Raw genomic sequence first — 26,933 nt, forward strand, 5'->3', positions numbered from 1 at the left:
CTTCATGCCTGTAAGACATTTGCACCCTTAAAAGTGCTGTGTGGATCCCATCACAAAGTCGATAAAAAACCCATGCGCCTTTAGCCACAGACAAACGCCAGGCAAAAAAATGCCCGGCAAGCCGGGCATGTTTTTTTCGCCTGGTTACAAGTTGTAGCCGCGCTCGTTATGTTGCGCCAGGTCGAGGCCAACCGCCTCTTCTTCCTCGGTGACACGCAGGCCCATGACCATGTCGAGCACCTTGAGGATGACGTAGGTCACGATCGCCGTGTAGATCACGGTAAAGCCCACGCCTTTGCACTGGATCCAGACTTGGGCTGCGATGTCCGTCACGGTGCCGAAGCCGCCCAGCGCCGGGGCAGCGAACACACCGGTAAGGATCGCACCGACAATGCCGCCGATACCGTGCACGCCGAAAGCGTCCAGGGAGTCGTCATAACCCAGCTTGCGCTTGAGGCTGGTCGCGCAGAAGAAGCACACCACACCGGCGACCAGGCCAATCACCAGGGCGCCCATCGGGCCCACGGTGCCCGCCGCTGGCGTCACGGCGACGAGGCCGGCGACCACGCCCGAGGCGATACCCAGTGCGCTGGGCTTGCCGTGGGTGATCCACTCGGCAAACATCCAGCCCAGGGCCGCAGCTGCTGTAGCGATTTGAGTTACCAGCATCGCCATGCCCGCGGTGCCGTTGGCCGCCGCGGCGGAACCGGCGTTGAAGCCAAACCAGCCAATCCACAGCATGGCCGCGCCCACCAGGGTATAGCCCAGGTTATGCGGGGCCATCGGCGTGGTCGGGAAGCCTTTGCGCTTGCCGAGCACGATGCACGCCACCAGGCCAGCCACACCCGCGTTGATGTGCACAACGGTGCCGCCAGCGAAGTCCAGCACGCCCCAGTCCCACATCAGGCCGCCGTTGCCGCTCCAGACCATGTGCGCAATCGGCGCGTAGACCAGGGTGAACCAGATAGCCATGAAGATCAGCATCGCGGAGAACTTCATACGCTCAGCGAAAGCACCGACGATCAGCGCCGGGGTAATGATGGCAAAGGTCATCTGGAAGGTAATGAACACGGCCTCCGGAAACAGCGCCGCCGGCCCGGTGATGCTGGCCGGGGTAACACCCGCCAGGAACGCCTTGCCCATGCCGCCGAAGAAGGAATTGAAGTTGACCACGCCTTGTTCCATACCGGTGGTATCGAACGCGATGCTGTAGCCGTAGACGACCCAGAGGATGCTGATCAGGCCAGTGATGGCGAAGCACTGCATCATCACCGACAGAATATTCTTGGAGCGGACCATGCCGCCGTAGAACAGCGCCAGGCCAGGGATGGTCATGAACAGCACCAGCGCGGTGGCAGTGAGCATCCAGGCGGTGTCGCCGGAATTGAGGACTGGAGCAGCCACTTCATCTGCCGCCATGGCCAGGCTTGGCATTACGATGGACAGCAGGGCTCCGAGCCCTGCGAATTTACGCAGAGTCATATTGTTTTCTCCTGGGGCGTTGGGGTTTGGCGGCTTAGATTGCGTCGGTATCGGTTTCGCCGGTACGGATGCGAATAGCCTGTTCCAGATTGACCACGAAGATCTTGCCGTCACCGATCTTGCCGGTGTTGGCCGCCTTGGTTATCGCCTCGATAACCCGATCAAGATCCTTGTCGTCAATGGCGACATCGATCTTCACCTTCGGCAGGAAATCGACCACGTATTCCGCGCCGCGATACAGCTCGGTATGACCCTTCTGCCGACCGAAGCCCTTGACCTCAGTAACGGTAATGCCCTGCACGCCGATCTCGGACAGTGACTCGCGAACATCGTCCAACTTGAACGGCTTGATGATGGCAGTGACTAGCTTCATGAAAACTCTCTCCCGAATTTGGTGGACTTGCCCCAGGAAAACAAACCCGTCTCAAGTCTAAGCGCAGTGCCTGGCTTTGTAACGCATCGTCGCCTCGGCATTTGCCGTCGCGACGCCAGCGAACCACTGGTGACGAGCCCTGTACCCCGGATCCGTCGGCGCACTGCATTCGTCACAGCGACTGCATCAGTGCATGGGTCATGATCGTCTAAGCAGAAACCTTGCCAGCTCCGTAAAAACCACTGAAATCAATCCATTGCCCGCTTGTGCCCACCTACGGGGCGCCTGCGCGACAGCATTGCGCATCAAAACAGTGCGCGGCCGCCCGCCCCAATGCGCGAAAACCGTGCGCAACAGAGCGTGAAAATGACTATAGACGCTGCGTGATACACTGCCGGCCAACTGTTTTCCGGAATATGTCCAATGCTCGCGCCCAAAGACTTCCTCGACGCCCTGAGCGGCCACGCCTCTCGCCTGTTCAGCGGCGACACCCCACTGCCCCGCAATGAAATCGAAAGCCAGTTCAAGGCTTTGCTACAGAGTGGTTTCAGCAAGCTCGACCTGGTCAGCCGAGAAGAGTTTGACAGCCAGATGGTGGTGCTGGCTCGTACACGTGCGCGGCTGGAGAGCCTGGAGGCGAAGGTGGCTGAACTTGAAGCCCGGTTGACGCCACCTTCTGCTGAGTGAACGCGATTGTTGTGGGAGCTGGCTTGCCTGCTCCCACACTTGTTTTGCGTTGCCGCCCGGATACGTTCTGTAAAACCTCCCCCGCCCCGCTCCATCCCACCTCGTCTACCCTTGAAAAAACCGCAGGAAGCGGCCCTCCCATTCAAGGAACGAGCATGTCCCTCGCCATTGTCCACAGCCGCGCACAGGTCGGTGTGGAAGCCCCAGCCGTCACTGTCGAAGTGCATATGGCCAATGGCCTGCCGTCTCTCACCTTGGTGGGTTTGCCCGAAACCGCAGTGAAGGAAAGCAAGGACCGCGTGCGCAGTGCCATCCTCAACTCGGCGCTGCAATATCCGGCCCGGCGCATCACGCTCAACCTCGCGCCCGCCGACCTGCCCAAGGACGGCGGGCGTTTTGATCTGGCGATTGCCCTCGGCATCCTGGCGGCCAGTGTGCAAGTGCCGGCCTTGATGCTCGATGACGTGGAGTGCCTTGGGGAATTGGCGCTGTCCGGCGAGGTGCGCGCGGTGAAGGGGGTATTGCCGGCCGCGCTGGCGGCGCGCAAGGCCGGGCGCACCGTGATAGTGCCGCGCGCCAACGCCGAAGAGGCGTGCCTGGCATCGGGGTTGAAGGTGATTGCGGTGGACCACCTGCTGCAAGTGGTGGCGCACCTGAATGGGCACGTGCCGATTGAGCCCTACAGGTCCGACGGCTTGCTGTACGTGAACAAGCCTTACCCAGACCTGCGTGAAGTGCAGGGCCAACTCGCGGCCAAGCGAGCATTGCTGATCGCGGCGGCGGGCGCGCATAACCTGCTTTTCAGCGGGCCACCGGGCACCGGCAAGACGTTATTGGCCAGCCGGCTACCGGGCTTGCTGCCGCCGTTGAGCGAGCAGGAAGCACTGGAAGTGGCCGCGATCCAATCCGTGGTCAGCCTGGCACCGCTGAGCCATTGGCCAAACCGCCCGTTTCGCCAGCCGCACCACTCGGCATCCGGGCCGGCGCTGGTGGGGGGCGGCTCGAAGCCACAACCGGGGGAAATCACCCTGGCCCATCACGGGGTGTTATTCCTGGATGAGCTGCCAGAGTTCGATCGCAAGGTACTGGAGGTCCTGCGCGAACCATTGGAGTCGGGGCATATCGTGATCTCCCGAGCCCGAGACCGGGTGAGCTTCCCGGCTCGCTTTCAACTGGTCGCGGCGATGAATCCCTGCCCCTGCGGCTACATGGGCGAACCCAGCGGGCGTTGCCGGTGTACGCCGGAGCAGATCCAGCGTTATCGCAACAAGCTATCCGGCCCTTTGCTGGACCGGATTGATTTGCACCTGACCGTCGCGCGGGAGGCCACTGCGCTGAGCCCCACTCAACCGGCGGGCGATACAACGGCCGATGCCTCGGTGCGGGTAGCCGAAGCACGCGAGCGTCAACAGCAACGCCAGGGGTGTGCCAATGCTTTTCTCGACCTGCCGGGGCTGCGCCAGCACTGCAAGCTGCCAAAGGTCGACGAGGGTTGGCTAGAGACCGCCTGCGAGCGACTGACACTGTCACTGCGGGCGGCCCATCGGCTGCTGAAGGTGGCGCGCACCCTGGCGGACCTGGACCAGATGGACGCCATCACCCGTGATCATCTGAAGGAGGCCTTGCAATACCGCCCAGCATCTCTCAGTTGAGCCTCCCACAATTTGATTGGCGGTGCCTCAACGAAACCGATCCACCTCATGACGCAAGCCTGCCGCCAAGGTCTCCAGCTCCTTGGCGGTAACCGCCAGGTTGGACACCACTTCACGCTGCTCGCTGTTGGCCAGCGCAATGCTCTGCAGGTTGCTGCTGAGCAAGGTCGCGGTGCTGCTCTGTTCCTGGGTGGCGGTGGTGATCGCCGCGAACTGCTGGCCGGCCGAGCGGCTTTGCTCGTCGATACGCGCCAGGGCCGAGGCCACGTCAGCGTTGCGCGACAAGCCTTCCTGCATCAGCGCATTGCCGTGTTCCATGGTGCTGATGGCGTTGCCGGTTTCCTGCTGGATGCTCTGGATCATGCCGGAGATTTCATCGGTGGCCTGGCGGGTGCGCGAAGCCAAATTGCGCACTTCGTCGGCGACCACGGCAAAACCACGGCCTTGCTCACCGGCGCGGGCGGCTTCGATGGCGGCGTTGAGCGCCAGCAGGTTGGTCTGTTCGGCGATGGCGGTAATCACGCCGACGATCCCGCCGATTTCCTGGGAACGCTGGCCCAGGGTGTTGATCACTGCAGCGGTGCTGTTCAGCGCAGTGGCGATATGTTCCAGGGACGATGACGCTTCTTGCATCGAGGTGCGGCCGATACGGGTTTGCTGGGCATTCTCTTGGGCCAGGCGCTCGGTGTTGCCCATGTTGTCGGCAATGTTCAGCGAGGTAGCACTGAACTCTTCCACCGCACCGGCCATGCTGGTGATCTCGCCGGACTGCTGCTCCATGCCTTCGTAGGCACCACCGGATAGGCCCGACAACGCCTGTGCGCGGCTGTTGACCTGTTCGGCCGCGGTACGGATATGCGACACCATGGTCGACAGCGCTTCACCCATCTGGTTGAAACTGCGCGCCAACTGGCCGATTTCGTCATGGCTGGAAACGTTGAGGCGCGCACTCAAATCGCCCGCGCCCAGCGCCTGGGCCTGGCGCACCAGCTCGCTCAATGGCGCCAGCTTGCTGCGCAACAGCCACACCGTGGCGCCCACTGCCAGCAACATCGCCAACACACTGCCGATCACCAGGCGGATGCCGACTTCCCAGGTCACTGCGCGAATCTCAGCCTTGGGCATGCTCGCTACCACCGCCCAAGGGCCGCCTTCGAACGGCACCGATACGCTATAGAAATCTTCGTTCTTGTCGCTCCAGAAACGGCCTGCGCCCGGCTTTTTCGCCAGGTCGAGCATCACGGCAATCGCCTGATCCGGCGCTTGCACGCCAGCCGGCGGCACCAGCCAGTGCTTTTGCTCATCGAGCAGCGCGAGGGAGCCGGTCTGACCGATACGGAAGCGCTTGAGGTTTTCAAACTGGGCGTTCTGAGCATCGGTGTAATCGAAACCGATGAACAGCACGGCGATGACCTGGCCACTGCTGTCACGCACGGGGCTGTATTGGGTCATGTAGGAGCGGTCGAACAACACGGCACGGCCGATGTAGGTCTGGCCGCCCACAACGCGCTGGTAGGCCGCGCCCTGACGGTCGAGCACGGTGCCAATGGCGCGATTGCCATCCTGCTTGGTCAGGGAGGTGCTGACGCGGATAAAGTCGTCGCCGCTGCGCACGAATACCGTGGCCACGCCGCCGGACATCTGCTTGAACTCATCCACCTCTTCGAAGTTGTTATTCAATACCTCGTTGCCCAGGTAGAGGCTTGGCGTCTGCACGCCGGCCACGGCCACGGGCTGGTCCGCACGTACACTCAAGCCGGCGCCGAAGCGCTTTTCAAACAGCCCGCTCAAACGCTGGGTGCTTTCGCGCAAGGTGCTGTGGAAGGTGTTGAGTTGGTCGGCGAGCAGACGCGCCTCGCTGGCCAGGTGTTCCTCGCGGGTGGCGAGGTTGGCGGAGTCGAGGGTACGCAAGGCAAAGACCGTACTGCCGCTGATGACGACAGCGAGAATCACGGCGAGTGCAAGGCCTAACTGGGAGGCAATCCGGGCACGAGGTTGAGACATGACAGCTCCTGGCCGAGGCCAGGATCATCCTGATCTCATAGCGCTGCTCGGCAAATTATCTAGTGGGAAACGTTGATGCACGATGGTTCCAACCTCCTTCTTCGGCGGCATTTGGCAATACTTGAGCGAATCACAGGGGTATCCCGCAAACGATTGCACACCCGGTCCGGCCCTACTCAATCGAGGCGTTCAACCTGGGGCAATTCCATCGCCTTGACTTCGCCCTGAAGAAATTCCGCCAGCCGTCGCAAACGCTCCCCGCCCGGGCGAGTTTTCGGCCACACCAGGTAGTAGCTTTCCCCACTGGCGACCGCCGTGGGCCACGGCAGGCTCAAGCGTCCCTGCGCCACGTCTTCGGCCACCATCAGCAAGTCACCCATGGAGACGCCATAGCCCCGCGCCGCAGCGATCATGCCCAGCTCGAGCGTGTCGAACACCTGCCCACCCTTGAGTGAAACGTGAGATGACAACCCCATGCGCTGCAGCCAGTAACGCCAGTCGCGGCGGTCCGGGGTCGGGTGCAGCAGTTCGGCGGTTGCCAGCCGCGTCACGTCCCAGGGACCGTCGTCCAACAGATTCGGCGCTCCCACCGGGATCAGCATTTCCGCAAACAGATAACTGGCCTCCCAGTCCGCCGGAAAGTGCCCGTTGCTGAGCAACACTGCACAGTCGAACGGCTCTTGGTTAAAGTCCACTTCATCGATGCTCATCCACGCACTGGTGAGCTGTACCTCATTGCCTGGCTGCAATGCGCGGAAGCGACTCAACCGCGCCAGCAGCCAGCGCATGGTCAAGGTGGACGGCGCCTTCATACGCAGGATGTCATCTTCGGCATTCAAGGTATGGCAAGCACGCTCCAGGGCAGCGAAGCCTTCCCGTACGCCAGGCAGCAACAACCGCGCCGCTTCCGTGAGCTGCAATGTGCGACCGCTGCGCTGGAACAATCGGCAGGCGAAATAATCTTCGAGCGTACGGATATGCCGGCTGATCGCACTTTGGGTAATCGACAACTCCTCAGCCGCGCGGGTAAAGGAGTGGTGCCGGGAGGCGGCTTCAAATGCCCGCAAGGCATAAAGAGGAGGAAGACGACGGGACATTCTGAAAGCTCCGACTGCGCAATCTGGAAACCCTACCAGAATCGCTCAAGCATGAGTTTTAATCATGCCAACGATCGCTTTTATCCTTTTGTGCAATGCGCTGAATGCGCCGAGAATCAACCCTTCCCCACCTTCCTGACTATTCGAGTGTGATGATCATGCAACATCCGGCACGTACCGAACTCTGGGCCATTCTGCGGCTGTCGGGGCCGTTGATTGCCTCACAGTTGGCGCACATGCTGATGGTGCTGACCGACACCCTGATGATGGCGCGCCTGAGCCCCGAGGCCTTGGCAGGCGGCGGCCTGGGCGCGGCGAGCTATTCGTTCGTGGCGATCTTCTGCATCGGCGTGATCGCAGCCGTGGGCACCCTGGTCGCCATTCGCCATGGCGCGGGCGATATCGACGGCGCCACCCGCCTGACCCAGGCCGGGCTGTGGCTGGCGTGGTTGATGGCGCTGGCGGCGGCGTTGCTGTTATGGAACTTGAAGCCGGTACTGCTGATGTTCGGCCAGACCGAAACCAACGTGCAAGCAGCCGGGCAATTTCTGACGATCCTGCCCTTTGCCCTGCCCGGCTACCTGAGCTTCATGGCCCTGCGCGGCTTTACCAGCGCCATCGGCAAGGCCACTCCGGTGATGGTGATCAGCCTGTGCGGCACCGTGGTCAACTACCTGCTCAACCATGCCTTGATCGAAGGCATGTTCGGCCTGCCGAAACTGGGCCTGATGGGCATCGGCCTGGTGACTGCCATCGTCGCCAATGGCATGGCGCTGGCATTGATGTGGTACATCCGCAGCAACCGGGCCTACGCCGCTTACCCGCTGGGCACCGGCCTGCTGCGCCTGAATACCCATTACCTGCGCGAGCTGTGGCGCCTGGGCCTGCCGATTGGCGGCACCTATGCGGTAGAGGTCGGGTTGTTTGCCTTTGCGGCGTTGTGCATGGGCACCATGGGCAGCACGCAGTTGGCGGCGCACCAGATCGCCCTGCAGATTGTCTCGGTGGCCTTCATGGTGCCGGCGGGGATGTCCTACGCGGTGACCATGCGCATCGGCCAGCATTACGGCGCCGGGCAGTTGCTGATGGCACGCCTGGCCGGGCGAGTCGGCATAGGATTCGGGGCCATGGTGATGTTGGGATTCGCAGCAGTGCTGTGGCTGTTTTCCGACCCACTGATCGGGCTGTTCCTCGACCATGACGACCCGGCGTTCCATGACGTCATCGTCCTGGCGGTGAGCCTGCTGGCCGTCGCCGCCTGGTTCGAATTGTTCGACGGTGTGCAGACCATCGCCATGGGTTGTATCCGGGGTTTGAAGGACGCCAAGACCACCTTCCTGGTGGGGCTGGGTTGCTATTGGCTGATTGGCGCACCGTCGGCCTGGTTGATGGCGTTCACCCTGGGCTGGGGGCCCACCGGCGTCTGGTGGGGCCTGGCACTGGGCCTGGCGTGTGCGGCGGTGAGCCTGACCTGGGCGTTTGAGGCGAAGATGAAGCGGATGATTCGGCAGGAGCCAGATGCTCCTGTTGGTTTCCAAGCGGCACTGCCTGACTAGCGAGTGCACGCGGTCCATGTGGGAGCTGGCTTGCCTGCTCCCACATTTGAACCACTTTGAAGGCTTAGCCCAACAGCGCCTGCTGGCTTTGACCAAACAGCAGATATTCCACCAGCTCCGGCAACGGCAACGGCTTGCTGATCAGGTAACCCTGGACCTGATCGCACCCAAACAAGCGCAAAAGTTCAAGTTGCTCAGGGGTTTCCACGCCTTCGGCGACCACTTCCAGATTGAGGTTGTGGGCCAGGTTGATCATGGCGTGCACCAGCTTGCGGTTTTCTTCGCGCTCTTCCATGCCGCCGACAAAGCTCTTGTCGATCTTCAACAAGGCAATCGGCAGGCTGTTGAGGTGCACAAACGACGAAAAACCGGTGCCGAAGTCATCCAGGGAAAACCGCACACCCAGCCGGCCAAGGGCGTCCATGGTCTGCTTGACCAGGTCGCTGCGGCGCATCACGGCGGTTTCGGTCAATTCGAACTCCAGCCATTGCGCTTCCACGCCGCGCTCGGCAATCAGGCGGCTGAGGGTAGACAGCAACTGACTGTCCTGGAACTGGCGAAACGACAGGTTGACCGCCATGTGCAGCGGCGGCAGGCCGCGTTCACGCAGGTCTTGCATGTCGCGCAGGGCTCGGGAGATGACCCAGTAGCCCAATGGCACGATCAAGCCACTCTGTTCGGCCAGCGGCACGAACTCGCTGGGCGGCAACAAGCCGCGCTCGCCGTGACGCCAGCGCACCAGGGCTTCGAGGCCAACGATATGACCGTCGTCCAGGTCCAGGCGCGGCTGGTAATGCAGCTCCAACTCATCGCGACGCAAAGCCCGGCGCAGTTCACTTTCCAGGTCGGCCAGGCTGCGGGCGTTGCGGTTGATGCGCTCATTGAAGATATGGAAGGTGCAGCCCTGGGTACTTTTGGCCTGCTGCATGGCGATATGGGCGTGCCACATCAACGGGTCGGCGCCAGCGCGGGCTCGAGCATGGGCCATACCCAGGCTGCAACCAATCAACAGGCTTTCACCATCCACCCAGTAGGGCTCGGCCATCACTTCGGTGATGCGCTCGGCCATCCACTCGGCGCGCTGAGGCGCCCGGCGGGTATCGATCAACAAGGCAAACTCATCGCTGCCCAGGCGCGCCAGTTGGTCCCCGGCTTCGAGCTGGCTCTTGAGCCGCGACACCACTTGCAGGATCAACCGGTCGCCCGCCTGATGGCCGAGGGCATCGTTGGCATGACGAAAATTGTCTAGGTCCAGATGACCGAGGGCCAGGCCACGGCCGTCATTGTCGGCCAAGCGTGCAGCGAGCAAGGTCTGGAAGCCCTGACGGTTGGCAATACCGGTGAGCGGGTCCTGCTCGGCCAGGCGCTGCAAGGTATTCTCCAGCACGCCGCGCTCGCGCACATGGCGCAGGCAGCGGCGCAATGTGTCGGCGTCCAATGCCTCCAGCACCAACCAATCGCTGACACCCAGCGGCGACACCAGTGGCTCCTGCTCCAGCAGCAATACACACGGCAGGCTGCACCGGCCAGGGCCTGGCTGCAGGCTGGGCGTGGTCAATAACACAGCACCCTGGTCGTCATCGAACAGGCGGCTTACCGAGTCCCAGTTGGGCGCACTGATCAGCACAGCCCCTTCGCCCATCGGCGCCAGGCACTCGCGCAACAACGCTGCCCACTCAGGCTCATCGGCCAGCAGCAGCAAACGCAAGGGTTCGACAGGCGTAGACACGCTAACTCCCTAGACTCTGCAAAATTTCATTAGCGGTGCCATTATGACGTGCGGCCTGACAATGACAAAGGATGACAAATGATAGGTGTTATCAAATACGCAGACTGTAAATAATCGTCTCGGATATTCCTCCACATCCTGCGGCAAAGTAGCAAAACCGGCAAATTTAGATCGAGTGGTACGTCACACCGTCGTTCTATGGCAGCAGAATCTTTCCAGCCTGTTAAAATGCCCGCCCTTTTGAACAACGACCCCTAAAATTCCGTATGTCCCGACTCAATCCCCGGCAGCAAGAAGCCGTGAACTACGTCGACGGCCCTCTATTGGTGCTCGCCGGTGCAGGCTCCGGCAAGACCAGCGTGATCACGCGCAAGATCGCGCACTTGATCCAGAACTGCGGCATCCGCGCCCAGTACATCGTCGCCATGACCTTCACCAACAAGGCGGCACGGGAAATGAAAGAGCGGGTCGGCACCCTGCTCAAAGGCGGCGAAGGCCGCGGCCTCACCGTGTGCACCTTCCACAACCTGGGCCTGAACATCATCCGCAAGGAGCATGTGCGACTGGGCTACAAGCCCGGCTTCTCGATCTTCGACGAGACCGACGTCAAGGCCCTGATGACCGACATCATGCAGAAGGAATACGCGGGCGACGACGGCGTAGACGAAATCAAGAACATGATCGGCTCGTGGAAAAACGACCTGATCCTGCCCGCCGAAGCCCTGGAGGCCGCACGCAACCCCAAGGAGCAGACCGCCGCCATCGTCTACACCCACTATCAGCGTACGCTCAAGGCGTTCAACGCGGTGGACTTCGACGACCTGATCCTGCTGCCGGTCAAGCTGTTCCAAGAGCACAAGGACATCCTGGAGAAGTGGCAAAACAAGGTGCGCTACCTGCTGGTGGACGAATATCAGGACACCAACGCCAGCCAATACCTGCTGGTGAAGTTGCTGATCGGTACGCGCAACCAGTTCACCGTAGTGGGCGACGACGACCAGTCGATCTACGCTTGGCGCGGCGCCCGCCCGGAAAACCTGATGCTGCTCAAGGAAGACTACCCCTCCTTGAAAGTGGTGATGCTGGAGCAGAACTACCGCTCCACCAGCCGCATCCTGCGCTGCGCCAACGTGCTGATCTCCAACAACCCCCACGAGTTTGAAAAACAACTGTGGAGCGAGATGGGCCATGGCGACGAGATCCGTGTGATCCGCTGCCGCAACGAAGACGCCGAAGCCGAGCGCGTGGCCGTGGAAATCCTCAGCCTGCACTTGCGCACCGACCGGCCCTACAGCGACTTTGCGATCCTGTATCGCGGCAACTACCAGGCCAAGCTGATCGAGCTGAAATTGCAGCATCACCAGGTGCCGTATCGCCTGTCGGGCGGCAACAGCTTTTTCGGACGCCAGGAAGTCAAAGACCTGATGGCCTACTTCCGGCTGATCGTGAACCCGGACGACGACAACGCCTTCCTGCGCGTGATCAACGTGCCACGCCGGGAAATCGGCTCCACCACCCTGGAAAAGCTCGGTAACTACGCCACCGAACGCAAGATTTCCATGTATGCCGCCACCGACGAAATAGGCCTGGGCGAACACCTGGATACGCGCTTCACCGATCGCCTGTCGCGCTTCAAGCGTTTCATGGACAAGGTGCGCGAGCAGTGCGCCGGCGAAGACCCGATCAGCGCCTTGCGCAGCATGGTCATGGACATCGACTATGAAAACTGGCTGCGCACCAACAGTTCCAGCGACAAGGCCGCGGATTACCGCATGGGCAACGTCTGGTTCCTGATTGAAGCGCTGAAGAACACCCTGGAAAAAGACGAAGACGGCGAGATGACCGTCGAGGACGCCATCGGCAAGCTGGTGTTGCGCGACATGCTCGAGCGCCAGCAAGAAGAGGAAGACGGCGCCGAAGGCGTGCAGATGATGACCTTGCATGCCTCCAAGGGGCTGGAATTTCCCTACGTGTTCATCATGGGCATGGAAGAGGAAATCCTCCCGCACCGCTCCAGCATCGAAGCCGACACCATCGAGGAAGAACGCCGCCTGGCCTACGTGGGCATTACCCGCGCACGTCAGACCCTGGCCTTCACCTTTGCCGCCAAGCGCAAGCAATACGGTGAAATCATCGATTGTGCCCCCAGCCGGTTCCTGGATGAACTGCCGCCGGACGATCTGGCCTGGGAAGGCAATGACGACACGCCCACCGAGGTGAAGGCCGTTCGCGGCAACACCGCCTTGGCGGACATACGCGCGATGTTAAAGCGCTAGAATCGACTACTTTTTAATCTACTTTCGGCGCACAACGCGCCATTAGAGGAAGCTTTCCGTGGAAGCACTGCACAAGAAAATTCGCGAAGAAGGCATCGTGCTTTCCGATCAGGTCCTCAAGGTTGACGCCTTTCTGAACCACCAGATCGACCCGGCACTGATGAAACTGATCGGCGACGAGTTCGCCGCACTGTTCAAGGATTCGGGCATCACCAAGATCGTCACCATCGAAGCGTCGGGCATTGCCCCGGCGATCATGACCGGGCTGAACCTGGGTGTGCCGGTGATCTTCGCCCGCAAGCAGCAGTCGTTGACCCTCACGGAAAACCTGCTGTCGGCCACGGTGTATTCCTTCACCAAGAAAACCGAAAGCACCGTGGCGATCTCCCCGCGCCACCTGACCAGCAGCGACCGCGTGCTGGTGATCGATGACTTTTTGGCCAACGGCAAGGCGTCCCAGGCGCTGATCTCGATCATCAAGCAGGCCGGCGCGACCGTCGCCGGTTTGGGCATCGTGATCGAGAAGTCGTTCCAGGGTGGGCGTGCAGAACTGGATGCACAGGGTTATCGGGTTGAGTCGCTGGCGCGGGTGAAGTCGCTGGCCGGTGGTGTCGTGACCTTTATCGAGTAATCACTGTGTGGGAGCTGGCTTGCCTGCGATAGCGGTGTGTCAGTCGACAGAGATGTCGACTGACAGGCCCTCATCGCAGGCAAGCCAGCTCCCACATTAGCTTTTGCGTTGCGCTGTCAGTGGGCGGTGGCCTGCAGTCCGGCCAGCAGCAAGCGTTGATACAGGTCTTCCTTGATGCCCTCCGGCTTATCCAAGCGCATCCGCTGCAAATGCTCGGGAAACGCCTCCGGCTCCGGCGCGTCGAGTGCCGCCTTGCCCAACTCCAGAATTTCCGTGAGCTTGAATTTGCTCTTGAGCCAGTTCAGCGCTCGTAACAAATCCCGCTCTTCATTCGTGAAGTCGCTGCCCAGGGGGTATTCCGGGAACAGGCGACGATGCCTGGCCTGAATCGCCTGAAGCCGCTCTGGCGTGTTGTCGGCAAAACGCGGATCCAACTGGAAATCCTTGGGCAGTTTGCCGGCCTTTTGCGCCTGCTCAATCAAGTCGTGCTGGAACCTTGAGTCAGTGATGTTCAGCAACGCTTCGATCACCTTGGCATCCGTCTGACCGCGCAAGTCGGCAATACCGTATTCGGTAATGACGATATCCCGCAGGTGCCGGGGAATGGTGCAGTGGCCGTACTCCCAGACAATATTGGAACTGACCTCACCCGCCGACTCACGCCAGCTGCGCAAAATCAGGATTGAGCGTGCACCTTCCAGCGCATGCCCCTGGGCCACGAAATTGTATTGCCCGCCCACACCACTGAGCACGCGACCGTCTTCCAACTGATCAGCCACGCCAGCACCGAGCAAGGTGACCATGATGGCGCTGTTGATAAACCGAGCATCCAGGCGCTGCAGGCGCTTGAGTTCTTCCTGCCCGTACAGCTCGTTGATGTAGCTGATGCGGGTCATGTTGAATGCCTGGCGCTTGGCATGGGTCATTTCCTGCAGGCGCTGGTAAAAACTGCGCGGTCCCAGGAAGAAACCGCCATGAATCGACACGCCATCAGGTTGCGCCGCGTCGTCCAGGGTGCCCGCGTTGGCCTGCATCTGGGTCGCCACATCCGGGTAGACCTTGCGCCGCACGATCCCGGCATCGGCCAATACCAGCAGGCCGTTGACGAACATCTCGCTGCAACCGTAAAGGCCACGGGCAAACGGCTCAACGCCGCCTTCGCGGCTGATCAACGGTGCCCACTGGTACACATCCAAGTCGGTGAGCAACAGGCGATAGGCTTCGTTGTCGGCCTGGCGCGCCAGCAGGGCAGCCGTCAGGGCATCGCCCATGGAGCCGATGCCAATCTGCAACGTACCGCCATCACGCACCAGGGTGCTGGCATGCAGGCCGATAAAATGATCCTGAAAGCCCACCGGCATATTCGGGGTGGAGAACAACGTGGTGCTGTCTTTTTCATCCAGCAGGTAGTCGAACTCATCCATGCCCAACTCGGCATCGCCAGGCATGTAGGGCAAATCGCTATGGACCTGGCCGACGACCAGGATGGTCTCCCCGGCCGCGCGGCGCTTGGCGATCATGGGCAGCAGGTCGAGAGTGATATCCGGGTTGCAGCTCAGGCTCAGGCGGTCGGGATGCTCGCTGCTACTGGCAACCAATTGCGCCACCAGGTTCAGGCCGGCGGCATTGATGTCGCGGGCCGCATGGCTGTAGTTGCTGCTGACGTAATCCTGCTGCGCCGCGGCGCTGTGGAGCAGGCTACCGGGCTGCATGAAGAATTGCTGCACACGGATATTCTTCGGCAGGCTGCCCCTGTGCAGGTCCGCGAGGAAATCCAGTTCGGGGTAGTCGCCAAACACCCGTTCGATGAAGGGTTCGAGAAAGCGCTTTTGAAGACCATCACCCTGCGTAGGCCGACCCAGGCTCAGCGCGGTATAAAGCGTCAGCGCCCGTTCGGGCAACTTTGCGATACGCCGGTACAGGGCGTTGACGAACAGGTTGGGCTTGCCCAGCCCCAGCGGCATGCCCATGTGGATATGCGCCGGCAGGCGCTCCAGTACGTCGTCAACTGCTTGCTCGATTGAACACAACTGCACCATCCGACTGCTCCCGAACATTCCATGAATTAGGGGTTGGACCGAGCTTGCCGGGTCTTTGCTGCAATGAACAGCCTGAATACCAAATCGCGGGCACAAAAAAGCCGCTCGTAAGCGGCATTTTTGACGAAGATCGACCGATTACAGCCCGGACATCTTCTTGATCGCACCCTTGAGGTCGTCGTCCGAGCAATCAGCGCAGGTGCCTTTGGGCGGCATGGCGTTGATACCGGTGATGGCCTTTGCCAGGATGCCATCGAGGCCACCTTGATGGTCGGCGCGCTCTTTCCATGCGGCGGTGTCGCCAATTTTTGGCGCACCCAAAAGGCCGCTGCCGTGGCACGCGTTACAGTGCTTGGCGATGATATCATCGGGGGTTTTCGCGCCGCCGCCGCCGGCTGCCACGGCAACTTCCATGCCCTTGCATTCCTGGCCCTGGACGCAAACCTGGCCCACAGGCTCCAGGCGCTTGGCAATGTCATCATTGGTCGCAGCTTGAGCGCTGACAGCCCATAGGGCCAGTACGGTTGCTGGTGCAGCCAGCATTTTCATAATTAGGTTCACGCGTTCACCCTCAATGGTGGCTATTCACGCCTGCGGCCACGGTTTCGCAGGCGGCGAAAGTATAACGGTTAGCCCGCCTGGCCGAAACAACCCTATTAAATAAAGGGAGATTCGGCCTCACGGTGTACAGCTGCGGGAACCTCTGCAACGCTGGCAGGGCGCCTCTATTCTTAAAAGTTCGCGGGTGTGGCTGCGCTGATTAGTCGCGCCGGCACGTCGAACGGATTGCGAAAACGATGAGGCCTGGTGCTTTCAAAGTAGTAGCTATCGCCCGCTTCGAGCACAAAAGTTTCAAGGCCGACCACCAATTCCAGGCGCCCTTCCACCAGAATTCCGGTTTCTTCGCCTTCATGAGTGAGCATTTCTTCGCCCGTGTCGGCACCCGGAGGGTAGATTTCATTGAGAAATGCGATGGCCCGGCTTGGGCGCGCCCGGCCCACCAGTTTCATGGTGACGGCACCGTCAGAGATGTCGATCAGCTCATTGGCTTTATAGACGATCTGCGTCGGTATTTCCTGGAGGACTTCTTCGGAAAAGAACTCGACCATGGACATGGGGATACCGCCCAGCACCTTGCGCAGGGAGCTGATCGAGGGGCTGACGCTGTTTTTCTCGATCATCGAAATGGTGCTGTTGGTGACGCCCGCACGCTTGGCGAGCTCACGCTGGGAAAGACCTTTGAGTTTACGGATGGATTGCAGTCGTTCGCCGACGTCCAATGCAGGAGCCTCCTAGGATTCAGGCTTTGTTGTAATTGAGCGTTATCATGGCGACAGCGTTCAGTATTTACAACACTTGGGCCTAAATCCCGGCGTGCTCGGTTCGTTGCCGGCGGCTAAGCGCCGCTATAGAGCCTTGGCACTCGGCGCAGATTGCAGAAAATCTGATAAGGGATGGTCTCGGCGGCCACGGCCACATCGCTGGCGAGGATGTGCTTGCCCCACAGCTCTACGGTGGAACCAAGGCCCGCCTGGGGCAAGTCGGTGAGGTCGACACACAGCATGTCCATGGACACGCGCCCCAGCAGCCGGCTGCGCTGGCCAGCGACCAGCACCGGTGTGCCGGTAGGCGCATGGCGCGGGTAACCGTCGGCATAGCCCATGGCAACCACGCCGATGCGCATCGGCTTGGGCGTGACGAACCTGGCGCCATAGCCCACCGGCTCACCGGCTGGCAACTCGCGCACGCAGATGACTTTGGATTCCAGGGTCATCACCGGCTGCAAGCGCGCGGCGAGGGCCTGGTCTTCGCCAAAGGGCGTTGCGCCGTAAAGCATGATACCGGGGCGCACCCAGTCGCTGGACACGCTCGGCCAGCCCAATACAGACGGTGAGTTGCGCAGGCTGACCTCAGCCGCCAGCCCCTGACGCGCCGCCTCAAACACCGTTACTTGTTCGTTGCTGCTGACGCAATCGAGCTCATCGGCGCGGGCAAAATGACTCATCAGCACGATTTTCGCCACTTTGCCACTCGCCAGCAGGCGCTGATACGCTTCCTGGTAATCCTTGGGGTGCAGGCCCACACGGTGCATGCCCGAGTCCAGCTTCAGCCACACTGTCAGCGGCTTGCTCAAACGAGCTTGCTCGATGGCTTCCAACTGCCACAACGAATGCACCACGCACCACAAATCCTGCTCGATGATCAGCGGCAGCTCGTCGGCCTCGAAAAAACCTTCCAGCAGCAACACCGGCGCACGAATGCCGGCGGCGCGCAGTTCCAGCGCTTCCTCGATGCACGCCACGGCAAACCCGTCGGCTTGCGCCTCCAGTGCCTGGGCCACGGGCACCGCGCCATGACCGTAGGCATCCGCCTTGATCACGGCAAGGGCCTTGGCCCCGGTGACTTCTCGGGCCAATTGGTAGTTATGGCGCAGGGCTTGGAGATCGATCAGGGCACGGGCTGGACGCATGTCGGCAGGCTTCTAGGCAGCAAAGTCAATAAAAAAACCGGTGCAGACCAACGACGTCGGCACCGGGAGAGGGATCTTTGTTAAGGCAGCGCGGCCACGACAGACAGCTCTACCAGTATCTCGGGTTCGCACAGCTTAGCTTGCACAGTGGCGCGGGCCGGGGCGACGCCTTTGGGCAGCCACTTGTCCCACACCGCGTTCATGCCGGCGAAGTCGGCGTCGATGTCTTTCAGGTAGATCGTCACCGACAGCAACCTGGACTTGTCAGTACCGGCCAAGTCCAGCAAGCGCTCGATATTGACCAGGGTTTCACGGGTTTGCTGTTCAATCCCGGCGCTCATGTCGTCGCCTACCTGCCCTGCCAGGTACACGGTACCGCTGTGGACAACGATCTGGCTCATGCGCTCATTGGTGAGCTGGCGCTGGATTGACATGTTGTGCGGACTCCTGGTGGTTGCCATAACGGGAAATATCGAGGCCTGCGGCGCTGATCTGCGGCGTTTTCTTCGCCATCAGGTCGGCCAGCAAGCGACCCGAACCACAGGCCATGGTCCAACCGAGGGTACCGTGGCCTGTATTCAGGAACAGGTTCTTGAACGGCGTGGCACCCACAATCGGCGTGCCGTCTGGGGTGGTCGGGCGCAGGCCGGTCCAGAAACTGGCTTGGGCCAGATCGCCGCCCTGAGGATAAAGGTCGTTGACGATCATCTCCAGGGTTTCACGTCGCCGCGGGTTCAGCGACAGGTCAAAACCGGCTATTTCAGCCATGCCACCGACGCGAATACGGTTGTCGAAACGGGTGATCGCGACTTTGTAGGTTTCATCGAGAATGGTCGAGGTCGGCGCCATTGCCGGGTTAGTGATCGGCACGGTCAGCGAGTAGCCCTTGAGCGGGTACACCGGCGCCTTGATGCCCAATGGCTTGAGTAACTTGGGCGAGTAACTGCCGAGGGCCAGTACATAGCGGTCGGCGGTTTCCAGCTTGCCGTCGATCAGCACACCGTTGATGCGGTCGCCTGCGTAGTCCAGGCGCTGGATGTCTTGTTCGAAGCGGAATTCCACGCCCAATTGTTTGCACATGTCGACCAGGCGCGTGGTGAATATCTGGCAATCGCCCGTCTGGTCGTTGGGCAGGCGCAAGGCACCCGCGAGGATATCGGTGACGCTGCCCAGAGCCGGTTCAACCCGGGCAATGCCGGCGCGGTCGAGCAATTCGAACGGCACACCGGACTCTTTCAGCACGGCGATGTCCTTGGCGGCGCCATCGAGCTGGGCCTGGGTGCGGAACAGTTGGGTAGTCCCGAGGCTGCGCCCTTCGTAGGCAATGCCGGTCTCGGCGCGCAATTCGTCGAGGCAGTCGCGGCTGTACTCGGACAGGCGCACCATGCGTTCCTTGTTCACCGCGTAGCGGCTGGCCGTGCAGTTGCGCAGCATCTGCGCCATCCACAGGTATTGGTCGATATCAGCAGTGGCCTTGATTGCCAACGGCGCGTGGCGTTGCAACAGCCACTTGATCGCCTTGAGTGGCACACCCGGCGCGGCCCAGGGCGAAGCATACCCAGGGGAGACCTGGCCGGCGTTGGCGAAACTGGTTTCCATGGCAGCGGCAGGCTGACGATCAACCACCACGACATCAAAGCCGGCCCGCGCCAAATAATAGGCACTGGTCACCCCAATGACGCCGCTACCCAAGACCAGAACGCGCATTTTTATATCCTCATCGCGGGCTTGGCCGCTGACGTGTGTTATTCGAGCAATGATGAGCGCAGTGTAAAAAACAATCGACAGTGCATTTCACTATATAAATGCCTATATTTGGCGACAATTCTTGGCAAAAACCCTTTTGACAGAGGCGTATCCCCTATGCGTACCAACACCCAGACCAAACGGGAGCTGGACAAGATCGACCGCAATATCCTGCGCATCCTGCAAACCGACGGGCGCATCTCGTTCACGGAGCTGGGGGAAAAGGTCGGGCTGTCCACCACGCCCTGCACCGAGCGCGTGCGGCGCCTGGAGCGCGAAGGGATCATCATGGGCTACAACGCACGGCTCAATCCCCAGCATTTGAAGGGAAGTTTGCTGGTATTTGTCGAGATCAGCCTGGATTACAAGTCGGGTGACACCTTTGAAGAATTTCGCCGAGCCGTGCTGAAACTGCCTCACGTGCTGGAGTGCCATCTAGTGTCGGGTGATTTCGACTACCTGGTGAAAGCGCGAATCTCGGAGATGGCTTCGTACCGCAAATTGCTGGGCGATATCCTGCTCAAACTCCCCCATGTGCGCGAATCCAAGAGCTATATCGTGATGGAAGAGGTGAAAGAAAGCCTGAACCTGCCGATCCCTGACTGACCCACTGACACAACACGGTCAAATGTGGGAGCTGGCTTGCCTGCTCCCTTGGTTTTAACCGAATACATCCGCTAGACCAACACCTGCCGGGTACTCGCCATGTACTCATGAATCTGCTTCTCCACCCGCGGATGAATCAGCTCCACTGGCCGGCGGCCATTAGGGCACGGCAAGGTCTTGGTGGTGCCGAACAGGCGACAGATCAGCGGCCGCTCGTCATACACCGTGCAACCCTTGGGCCCCAGGTGCACGCAGTTCAGCTCGTCCATCGCCGCCTCTTGCTCGGCAGCGGTCTTGCGCGGCAGGCGCGACATTTCCTCGGGCGAGGTGGTCACCGGCCCACAGCAGTCGTGGCAACCGGGGACGCACTCGAACGAAGGGATCTGGCGACGCAGCGCGCTGATTTTCTGACTGTTGCAACTCATCGAAACCCATACCGAACGGCGAATAGACGTGGATTCTGACGCAAAACGCCCCGCGCAGACAGCGTCGTGCGACCACTGTATCCTGCGTCAAATTTTCCAGACAGGGAGGTTCCCCATGACCGCCAGCGCCCGGCACACCGCTTCCTACTACGCCGCCAGCAGCGTGCCGCAACCGGATTACCCGACGCTGACCGGTGAGGTAAACGCCGATGTCTGTGTGATCGGCGGGGGGTTCTCCGGGCTCAACACCGCCTTGGAATTGGCCGAGCGCGGCTTTCGCGTGGTGTTGCTGGAGGCGCGCAAAATCGGTTGGGGCGCCAGCGGGCGCAATGGCGGCCAGTTGATTCGCGGTGTCGGCCACGGGCTGGATCAGTTCACCCAGGTGATCGGCAGCGACGGCGTGCGCCAAATGAAGCTGATGGGCCTGGAAGCCGTGGAGATCGTGCGCGAGCGTGTGGAGCGCTTCCAGATCCCCTGTGACCTGACTTGGGGCTACTGCGACCTGGCCAATAAACCCCGCGACCTGCAGGGCCTGGCCGAGGATGCCGAAGAGCTGCGCAGCCTGGGTTACCGCCACGAAGTGCGCCTGTTGCAAGCCAGCGAGATGGGCACCGTAATCGGCTCTGAGCGCTATGTAGGCGGCATGATCGATATGGGTTCCGGCCATCTGCACCCGCTGAACCTGGCACTGGGTGAGGCTGCCGTTGCCCAGCAGTTGGGCGTGGCGCTGTACGAGCAATCCCAAGTGACCCGTATCGACTATGGCCATGAGGTCAAGGTGCACACCGCCCAAGGCACTGTGCGCGCCAAGACCCTGGTACTGGCCTGCAACGCCTACCTGAACGGGCTCAACCCGCAACTGAGCGGCAAGGTGTTGCCCGCCGGCAGCTACATCATTGCCACCGAGCCCTTGAGCGAGGCGCAAGCCACCAGCCTGTTACCGCAGAACATGGCCGTGTGTGACCAGCGCGTGACGGTGGATTACTTCCGCCTGTCCGCCGACCGTCGCCTGTTGTTCGGCGGCGCCTGCCACTACTCCGGTCGAGACCCCAAGGACATCGGCGCCTACATGCGGCCGAAGATGCTGCAGGTATTCCCCCAATTGGCAGACGTGAAAATCGACTACCAATGGGGCGGCATGATCGGCATCGGCGCCAACCGCCTGCCGCAGATTGGCCGCCTGGCCGATCAACCCAACGTGTATTACGCCCAGGCCTATGCCGGCCATGGCCTCAACGCCACGCACCTGGCGGGCAAGCTGCTGGCCGAGGCCATCAGCGGCCAGCAACAGGGGCGCTTCGATCTGTTCGCTCAGGTGCCACACATCACCTTCCCCGGCGGCAAACACCTGCGTTCGCCGTTGCTGGCACTGGGGATGCTCTGGCACCGCCTCAAAGAACTGCTCTGATCAATCGCGCCAGAAGGGTTTCAAACCCTCACGGCGCGCCTGCTCGGCGGTCAGCCCGATGTCGCGTAACTGCTCGCGGCTCAGGTCCAGCAGGGCCTTGCGCGTATGGCGACGGCGCCAGAACAGATGCCAGCGGCCAGGCGCCGGGGCAGTGAGCGCCTGCTCCTGCCCCGCTTCCAGTTCCTGACTGCGTAACGCCAGCCGTACATCGCTCATGCCGCTCATTTGACTGCCCCTCATTGGCCTGTTGCCTTGAGTGACCAGCATGCGCGGGCGGCCAGAACCATTACAGATTCAGCCAACTTTTATTAGATCCACACAGATACTCCCTATGCGTGGCTGAATCCTGTATTTTCCCTTTATCTGTACTGGTCCCTCGGGAGCGACCACCATGACTCTTTACGTCAACCTCGCCGAATTGCTCGGCACCCGCATTGAGCAGGGCTTCTATCGTCCGGGCGATCGACTGCCCTCGGTGCGGGCCTTGAGTGTGGAACATGGGGTGAGCCTGAGCACCGTGCAGCAGGCGTATCGGTTGCTCGAAGACAACGGCCTGGCGATGCCCAAGCCCAAGTCGGGCTATTTTGTTCCGGTGGGCCGTGAACTGCCGGCACTGCCCGAGATTGGCCGCCCGGCCCAACGCCCAGTGGAAATCTCCCAGTGGGACCTGGTGCTGGAACTGATTCGTGCGGTGCCGCGCAAAGACGTCATACAGATGGGTCGGGGCATGCCGGATGTATTGTCGCCCACCTTGAAGCCGCTGCTGCGTAGCCTCGCCCGTGTCAGCCGGCGCCAAGACCTGCCGGGGCTGTATTACGACAATATCCTCGGCTGTATGGAACTGCGTGAGCAAATCGCCCGGCTGTCATTGGACTCCGGTTGCCAACTGAGCGCCGAAGACATCGTGATCACCACCGGTTGCCACGAAGCCCTCTCCGCGAGCATTCACGCCATTTGTGAGCCTGGCGATATCGTCGCGGTGGATTCGCCCAGCTTCCACGGTGCCATGCAGACCCTCAAGGGCCTGGGCATGAAAGCCCTGGAAATCCCCACCGACCCGCTCACCGGCATCAGCCTGGAGGCCTTGGAACTGGCGCTGGAACAGTGGCCGATCAAAGTCATCCAGCTCACCCCAAACTGCAACAACCCCTTGGGCTACATCATGCCGGAAGCGCGCAAACGCGCCTTGCTGACCCTGGCCCAGCGCTTTGACGTGGCGATTATCGAAGACGATGTGTATGGCGAACTGGCCTACAGCTACCCACGCCCGCGCACCATCAAATCCTTCGATGAAGACGGGCGTGTGCTGCTGTGCAGCTCGTTCTCCAAAACCCTGGCGCCCGGTCTGCGCATTGGCTGGGTCGCACCGGGACGCTATCTGGAACGGGTGCTGCACATGAAATACATCAGCACCGGTTCTACGGCTACACAGCCGCAGATTGCCATTGCAGAATTCCTCAAAGGCGGTCATTTCGAGCCGCATTTACGCAGGATGCGTACCCAATACCAACGTAATCGCGACTTGATGCTGGATTGGGTCAGCCGTTATTTTCCCGCTGGTACGCGTGCCAGCCGGCCCCAGGGCAGCTTTATGTTATGGATCGAGCTGCCGGAGGGCTTCGACACCTTGAAGCTCAACCGCGTGCTGGTGGAACAAGGCGTACAGGTGGCGGTAGGCAGTATCTTCTCCGCTTCCGGCAAGTACCGTAACTGCTTGCGCATGAACTACGCTGCCAAGCCAACAGCGCAGATTGAAGAGGCCGTGCGCAAGGTAGGTGCTGCCGCTGGCAAGATGCTGGAAGAGACGGCGGACTGACCTTTCCCGAGCAATTGCCGTCATATGCCACAACCGCCCTGACCTGGAAGCAGTTTCCTTGATGATTCGACGGCTTTTACCGTTTTGCCTGCTGGCCGCTCTGGCCCTGGGCGGCTGCGCCACGGTCGACACCCCGCGCATCCCCAGCGATGCCCTGCCGGCGAAGGACTCCTCGTTCGGTCGCTCGATCCAGGCCCAGGCCGCCCCCTACCAAGGGCGCTCGGGCTTTCGTTTGCTGCCCAACAGCAGTGAAGCCTTCATGGCCCGCGCCGAGTTGATCCGCAACGCCCAGACCAGCCTCGACTTGCAGTACTACATCGTGCACGACGGCATCAGCACACGCATGCTTGTGGACGAACTGCTCAAGGCCGCCGACCGCGGGGTGCGCGTACGCATTCTGCTGGACGACACCACCAGCGATGGCCTCGACCAGATCATCGCCACCCTCGCCGCCCATCCCAAGGTGCAGATACGCCTGTTCAACCCGCTGCACCTGGGGCGCAGCACCGGCGTTACACGCGCCATGGGCCGTGTATTCAACCTGTCACTGCAACACCGGCGCATGCATAACAAGCTGTGGCTGGCCGATAACAGCGTGGCCATCGTTGGCGGGCGCAACCTGGGCGACGAGTATTTCGACGCCGAACCCAACCTGAATTTCACCGACATCGACATGCTCAGCGTCGGGCCGGTAGCCGAGCAATTGGGTCACAGCTTCGACCAGTACTGGAACAGCGCCCTGAGCAAGCCTATCGATGACTTCGTCTCGAACAAACCCTCCAAGGTCGACCTCGCCGTCGCCCGCGGGCGCCTTGAAGCCTCCCTGGCTCAGTCCCGTCAGCAGAACCATGCGCTGTATAACCGCCTGCGCACGTACCAGACCCAGCCCCGCATGGACATCTGGCGCCGCGAGTTGATCTGGGCCTGGAACCAGGCGCTGTGGGACGCACCGAGCAAGGTACTGGCCAAGGCCGACCCCGACCCGCGACTGTTGCTGACCACCCAGCTGGCGCCAGAGCTGGCGGGGGTCAGCCATGAGCTGATCATGATTTCGGCTTACTTCGTACCGGGCCAACCTGGGCTGGTCTACCTCACAGGGCGTGCCGATGCGGGTGTTTCGGTGCGCCTGCTGACCAATGCCCTCGAAGCCACCGACGTACCGGCCGTGCACGGCGGTTATGCGCCGTATCGCAAGGCGCTGCTGGAGCACGGAGTAAAGCTCTATGAGTTGCGCCGGCAACCGGGCGACCCCAGCGCAAGCAGCGGCCCGCACCTGTTTCGGCATGGCAGCTGGCGCGGCTCGGACTCCAGCCTGCACAGCAAGGCGATGATTTTCGATCGAGAAAAGTCGTTTATCGGCTCATTCAATTTCGACCCGCGCTCAGTGCTGTGGAACACCGAAGTCGGCGTACTGGTGGACAGCCCCGAACTGGCCGAACACGTGCGCAACCTGGCGCTGGAAGGTATGGCGCCAGCGTTGAGCTATGAGGCCAAACTGCAGGACGGCCAAGTGGTGTGGGTGACAGAAGACAACGGCCAGATGCACACTCTGACGCGCGAACCGGGCAGTTGGTGGCGGCGGTTCAACGCCTGGTTCGCCACCAGTGTTGGCCTGGAACGCATGCTCTAAAACCCCTGCGGATCACCTGTGGGAGCCGGGCTTGCCCGCGATAGCGGTGTGCCAGACAACAAATCAGCTGGCTGACAAACCGTCATCGCAGGCAAGCCAGCTCCCACATTGGCCGCGTTTAAAGGTCAGGCCGGCTGCGTAGCGCCGAAAGCCCCCTGGCGCAGCAACAGCACCACCAACCCCAGCGCCCCGGCAGCCATCAACAGCGGCAGCGCATGCCCGTTGATCCACTGGCTGCCCGCTCCTGCCACCAGCGGCCCGATCAGGCAGCCAATGCCCCACAGCTGCGCCACGTGAGCGTTGGCACGCACCAACGCATCGTCGCGGTAGCGCTCGCCAATCAAAATCAGCGACAAGGTGAACAACCCGCCGGCACTGGCGCCGAACAGCACCCACACCGGCCAGATCAGCAAGGTGTGCATCAATAACGGCACCGCCAGGCTCGACGCCAGCAACAGCAGTGCACAGGCCAGAAACAGAGTGCGTCGCGGCAGGTAGTCGGCCAGCGCGCCAATGGGCAATTGCAGCAACGCATCGCCCACCACCACCGTGCTGACCATCGCCAAGGCGATCTCAGCGGTAAAACCCTGTTGCAGGCAGTACACCGGCAACAACGTCAGAACCATCGCTTCGAAGGCAGCAAACAACGCCACGGCCCAGGCAATCGCCGGCAGGCCTAGGCAAAAGCGCCACAGGTCGCCAAAGGTCACGCTGAACGAATCCGCCGTCGGCGCGCCGGTACGTCCCAGCAACAGCAGCGGCGCCAGCACCAAAAGGCCCGCGCCGACCCAGAAGCCGTAGTCATGGTCGGTGCCAATCAGGCCCAACAGCAACGGCCCCGACAGTTGGCTCAAGGCATAACTGCAGCCGTAGAGCGCCACCAGGCGGCCACGCCACTGCTCGACCACCAATTGGTTGATCCAGCTTTCACCCAGGATAAATACGATGGTCAGGATCACCCCGATCATCAGCCTGAGCACCAGCCACACCGGGTAGCTGGGCAGGATCGCCAGCAAGCCGATGGACACCGCACCGGCCCACAGGCACAGGCGCATCAGGTTGGCAGTGCCGAGCCAGGACGCCATGCGGCTGGAGACCTTGGCGCCCAGCAGGACGCCGAATGCCGGCATCGCCGCCATCACGCCAATGGCGAAACTGCCATAACCCCAACCTTCAAGACGCAGGGATACCAACGGCATGCTGACACCCAGGGCCAGGCCAACGCTGAGTACCGAGGCCAGCACGGCGAAATATGTCGCCCAACGCATTGCCACGCTCCTGTGGATAATTCTGCTTCGCAAAACGA

General features: G+C 61.3%; 23 protein-coding genes. 9 read left to right on the forward strand and 14 right to left on the reverse strand.

Going from position 1 to position 26,933, the window contains the following annotated elements; translation table 11 throughout:
• Positions 1-144 precede the first annotated feature (144 nt).
• Together AB9N64_RS16780 and glnK are read right to left on the reverse strand one after the other, a co-directional pair.
• The gene (locus AB9N64_RS16780; protein WP_020302863.1) at positions 145-1,482 is read right to left on the reverse strand and encodes an ammonium transporter; all 1,338 of its coding nucleotides are present in this window, start codon (positions 1,480-1,482) and stop codon (positions 145-147) included.
• A gap of 34 nt (positions 1,483-1,516) precedes the next feature.
• Positions 1,517-1,855, reverse strand: coding sequence for a P-II family nitrogen regulator (gene glnK / locus AB9N64_RS16785; RefSeq protein WP_002555808.1), 339 nt, complete (start codon positions 1,853-1,855; stop codon positions 1,517-1,519).
• 423 nt (positions 1,856-2,278) lie between these two features.
• On the opposite strand from glnK, the gene AB9N64_RS16790 reads away from it, so the two are divergent.
• Positions 2,279-2,542 carry an accessory factor UbiK family protein gene (locus AB9N64_RS16790; protein ID WP_003195432.1) on the forward strand — a complete coding sequence of 88 codons (264 nt, stop codon included), beginning with the start codon at positions 2,279-2,281 and terminating at the stop codon, positions 2,540-2,542.
• Positions 2,543-2,697: 155 nt separating this feature from the next.
• Positions 2,698-4,194 (forward strand): YifB family Mg chelatase-like AAA ATPase, encoded by a 1,497-nt coding sequence (locus tag AB9N64_RS16795; RefSeq protein WP_019819814.1) that lies wholly within the window; start codon positions 2,698-2,700, stop codon positions 4,192-4,194.
• A 27-nt stretch (positions 4,195-4,221) separates the two neighbouring features.
• Here the strand turns inward: AB9N64_RS16795 and AB9N64_RS16800 are convergent, their stop codons facing one another.
• Positions 4,222-6,198 (reverse strand): methyl-accepting chemotaxis protein, encoded by a 1,977-nt coding sequence (locus AB9N64_RS16800; protein WP_014720464.1) that lies wholly within the window; start codon positions 6,196-6,198, stop codon positions 4,222-4,224.
• Between the two features lie 176 nt (positions 6,199-6,374).
• Positions 6,375-7,295: a LysR substrate-binding domain-containing protein gene (locus AB9N64_RS16805; protein WP_014720465.1), complete on the reverse strand. Its 921-nt coding sequence runs from the start codon at positions 7,293-7,295 to the stop codon at positions 6,375-6,377.
• Between the two features lie 152 nt (positions 7,296-7,447).
• On the opposite strand from AB9N64_RS16805, the gene AB9N64_RS16810 reads away from it, so the two are divergent.
• On the forward strand, positions 7,448-8,851 hold the full coding sequence (locus AB9N64_RS16810; protein ID WP_019819813.1) for a NorM family multidrug efflux MATE transporter: 1,404 nt from the start codon (positions 7,448-7,450) through the stop codon (positions 8,849-8,851).
• A gap of 64 nt (positions 8,852-8,915) precedes the next feature.
• On the opposite strand, the gene AB9N64_RS16815 is transcribed toward AB9N64_RS16810, so the two are convergent.
• Positions 8,916-10,580: a bifunctional diguanylate cyclase/phosphodiesterase gene (locus AB9N64_RS16815; RefSeq protein WP_020302860.1), complete on the reverse strand. Its 1,665-nt coding sequence runs from the start codon at positions 10,578-10,580 to the stop codon at positions 8,916-8,918.
• 266 nt (positions 10,581-10,846) lie between these two features.
• Between AB9N64_RS16815 and rep the strand changes: the two genes are divergently transcribed.
• Complete coding sequence (rep, locus tag AB9N64_RS16820; protein WP_371359545.1) at positions 10,847-12,856, forward strand: DNA helicase Rep; 2,010 nt, start codon at positions 10,847-10,849, stop codon at positions 12,854-12,856.
• 58 nt (positions 12,857-12,914) lie between these two features.
• Positions 12,915-13,487 carry a xanthine phosphoribosyltransferase gene (locus tag AB9N64_RS16825; RefSeq protein ID WP_003195447.1) on the forward strand — a complete coding sequence of 191 codons (573 nt, stop codon included), beginning with the start codon at positions 12,915-12,917 and terminating at the stop codon, positions 13,485-13,487.
• Between the two features lie 116 nt (positions 13,488-13,603).
• Here AB9N64_RS16825 and AB9N64_RS16830 read toward each other — a convergent pair whose 3' ends face one another.
• From AB9N64_RS16830 to dadA, 6 genes are all read right to left on the reverse strand, one after another.
• Positions 13,604-15,526 (reverse strand): acetyl-CoA hydrolase/transferase C-terminal domain-containing protein, encoded by a 1,923-nt coding sequence (locus AB9N64_RS16830; RefSeq protein WP_014720468.1) that lies wholly within the window; start codon positions 15,524-15,526, stop codon positions 13,604-13,606.
• A 138-nt stretch (positions 15,527-15,664) separates the two neighbouring features.
• A complete protein-coding gene (locus tag AB9N64_RS16835) occupies positions 15,665-16,075 on the reverse strand; it encodes a cytochrome c5 family protein (protein WP_019819811.1) in 411 nt (136 codons plus the stop codon).
• A gap of 182 nt (positions 16,076-16,257) precedes the next feature.
• Positions 16,258-16,806, reverse strand: coding sequence for a cupin domain-containing protein (locus AB9N64_RS16840; protein WP_014720470.1), 549 nt, complete (start codon positions 16,804-16,806; stop codon positions 16,258-16,260).
• 116 nt (positions 16,807-16,922) lie between these two features.
• Complete coding sequence (alr, locus tag AB9N64_RS16845; RefSeq protein WP_137270699.1) at positions 16,923-17,996, reverse strand: alanine racemase; 1,074 nt, start codon at positions 17,994-17,996, stop codon at positions 16,923-16,925.
• 80 nt (positions 17,997-18,076) lie between these two features.
• Positions 18,077-18,430: a RidA family protein gene (locus AB9N64_RS16850; protein WP_014720472.1), complete on the reverse strand. Its 354-nt coding sequence runs from the start codon at positions 18,428-18,430 to the stop codon at positions 18,077-18,079.
• Positions 18,402-19,703: a D-amino acid dehydrogenase gene (dadA, locus tag AB9N64_RS16855; protein ID WP_014720473.1), complete on the reverse strand. Its 1,302-nt coding sequence runs from the start codon at positions 19,701-19,703 to the stop codon at positions 18,402-18,404. The genes AB9N64_RS16850 and dadA overlap by 29 nt, the downstream gene beginning before the upstream one ends.
• Positions 19,704-19,859: 156 nt before the next feature.
• Here dadA and AB9N64_RS16860 point away from each other — a divergent pair, with 156 nt between their 5' ends.
• The gene (locus tag AB9N64_RS16860) at positions 19,860-20,348 is read left to right on the forward strand and encodes an Lrp/AsnC ligand binding domain-containing protein (protein WP_003176896.1); all 489 of its coding nucleotides are present in this window, start codon (positions 19,860-19,862) and stop codon (positions 20,346-20,348) included.
• Positions 20,349-20,419: 71 nt separating this feature from the next.
• Here the strand turns inward: AB9N64_RS16860 and AB9N64_RS16865 are convergent, their stop codons facing one another.
• Positions 20,420-20,773 carry a YkgJ family cysteine cluster protein gene (locus AB9N64_RS16865; RefSeq protein WP_003195461.1) on the reverse strand — a complete coding sequence of 118 codons (354 nt, stop codon included), beginning with the start codon at positions 20,771-20,773 and terminating at the stop codon, positions 20,420-20,422.
• Between the two features lie 115 nt (positions 20,774-20,888).
• Between AB9N64_RS16865 and AB9N64_RS16870 the strand changes: the two genes are divergently transcribed.
• Positions 20,889-22,181, forward strand: coding sequence for an FAD-binding oxidoreductase (locus AB9N64_RS16870; protein WP_038451997.1), 1,293 nt, complete (start codon positions 20,889-20,891; stop codon positions 22,179-22,181).
• On the opposite strand, the gene AB9N64_RS16875 is transcribed toward AB9N64_RS16870, so the two are convergent.
• The gene (locus AB9N64_RS16875) at positions 22,182-22,406 is read right to left on the reverse strand and encodes a DUF1127 domain-containing protein (protein WP_032901894.1); all 225 of its coding nucleotides are present in this window, start codon (positions 22,404-22,406) and stop codon (positions 22,182-22,184) included.
• Between the two features lie 166 nt (positions 22,407-22,572).
• Here AB9N64_RS16875 and AB9N64_RS16880 point away from each other — a divergent pair, with 166 nt between their 5' ends.
• Both AB9N64_RS16880 and AB9N64_RS16885 read left to right on the forward strand, forming a co-directional pair.
• Entirely contained in the window at positions 22,573-23,997 is a 1,425-nt protein-coding gene (locus AB9N64_RS16880; protein WP_003195467.1) for a PLP-dependent aminotransferase family protein, read from the forward strand.
• A gap of 61 nt (positions 23,998-24,058) precedes the next feature.
• The gene (locus tag AB9N64_RS16885; RefSeq protein ID WP_038451999.1) at positions 24,059-25,627 is read left to right on the forward strand and encodes a phospholipase D family protein; all 1,569 of its coding nucleotides are present in this window, start codon (positions 24,059-24,061) and stop codon (positions 25,625-25,627) included.
• Positions 25,628-25,752: 125 nt separating this feature from the next.
• On the opposite strand, the gene AB9N64_RS16890 is transcribed toward AB9N64_RS16885, so the two are convergent.
• Complete coding sequence (locus AB9N64_RS16890; RefSeq protein ID WP_371359549.1) at positions 25,753-26,895, reverse strand: MFS transporter; 1,143 nt, start codon at positions 26,893-26,895, stop codon at positions 25,753-25,755.
• Positions 26,896-26,933 lie beyond the last annotated feature (38 nt).

The sequence above is a fragment of the Pseudomonas sp. KT_2_4 genome (assembly GCF_041410225.1).
GTDB lineage: Bacteria > Pseudomonadota > Gammaproteobacteria > Pseudomonadales > Pseudomonadaceae > Aquipseudomonas > Aquipseudomonas paracarnis.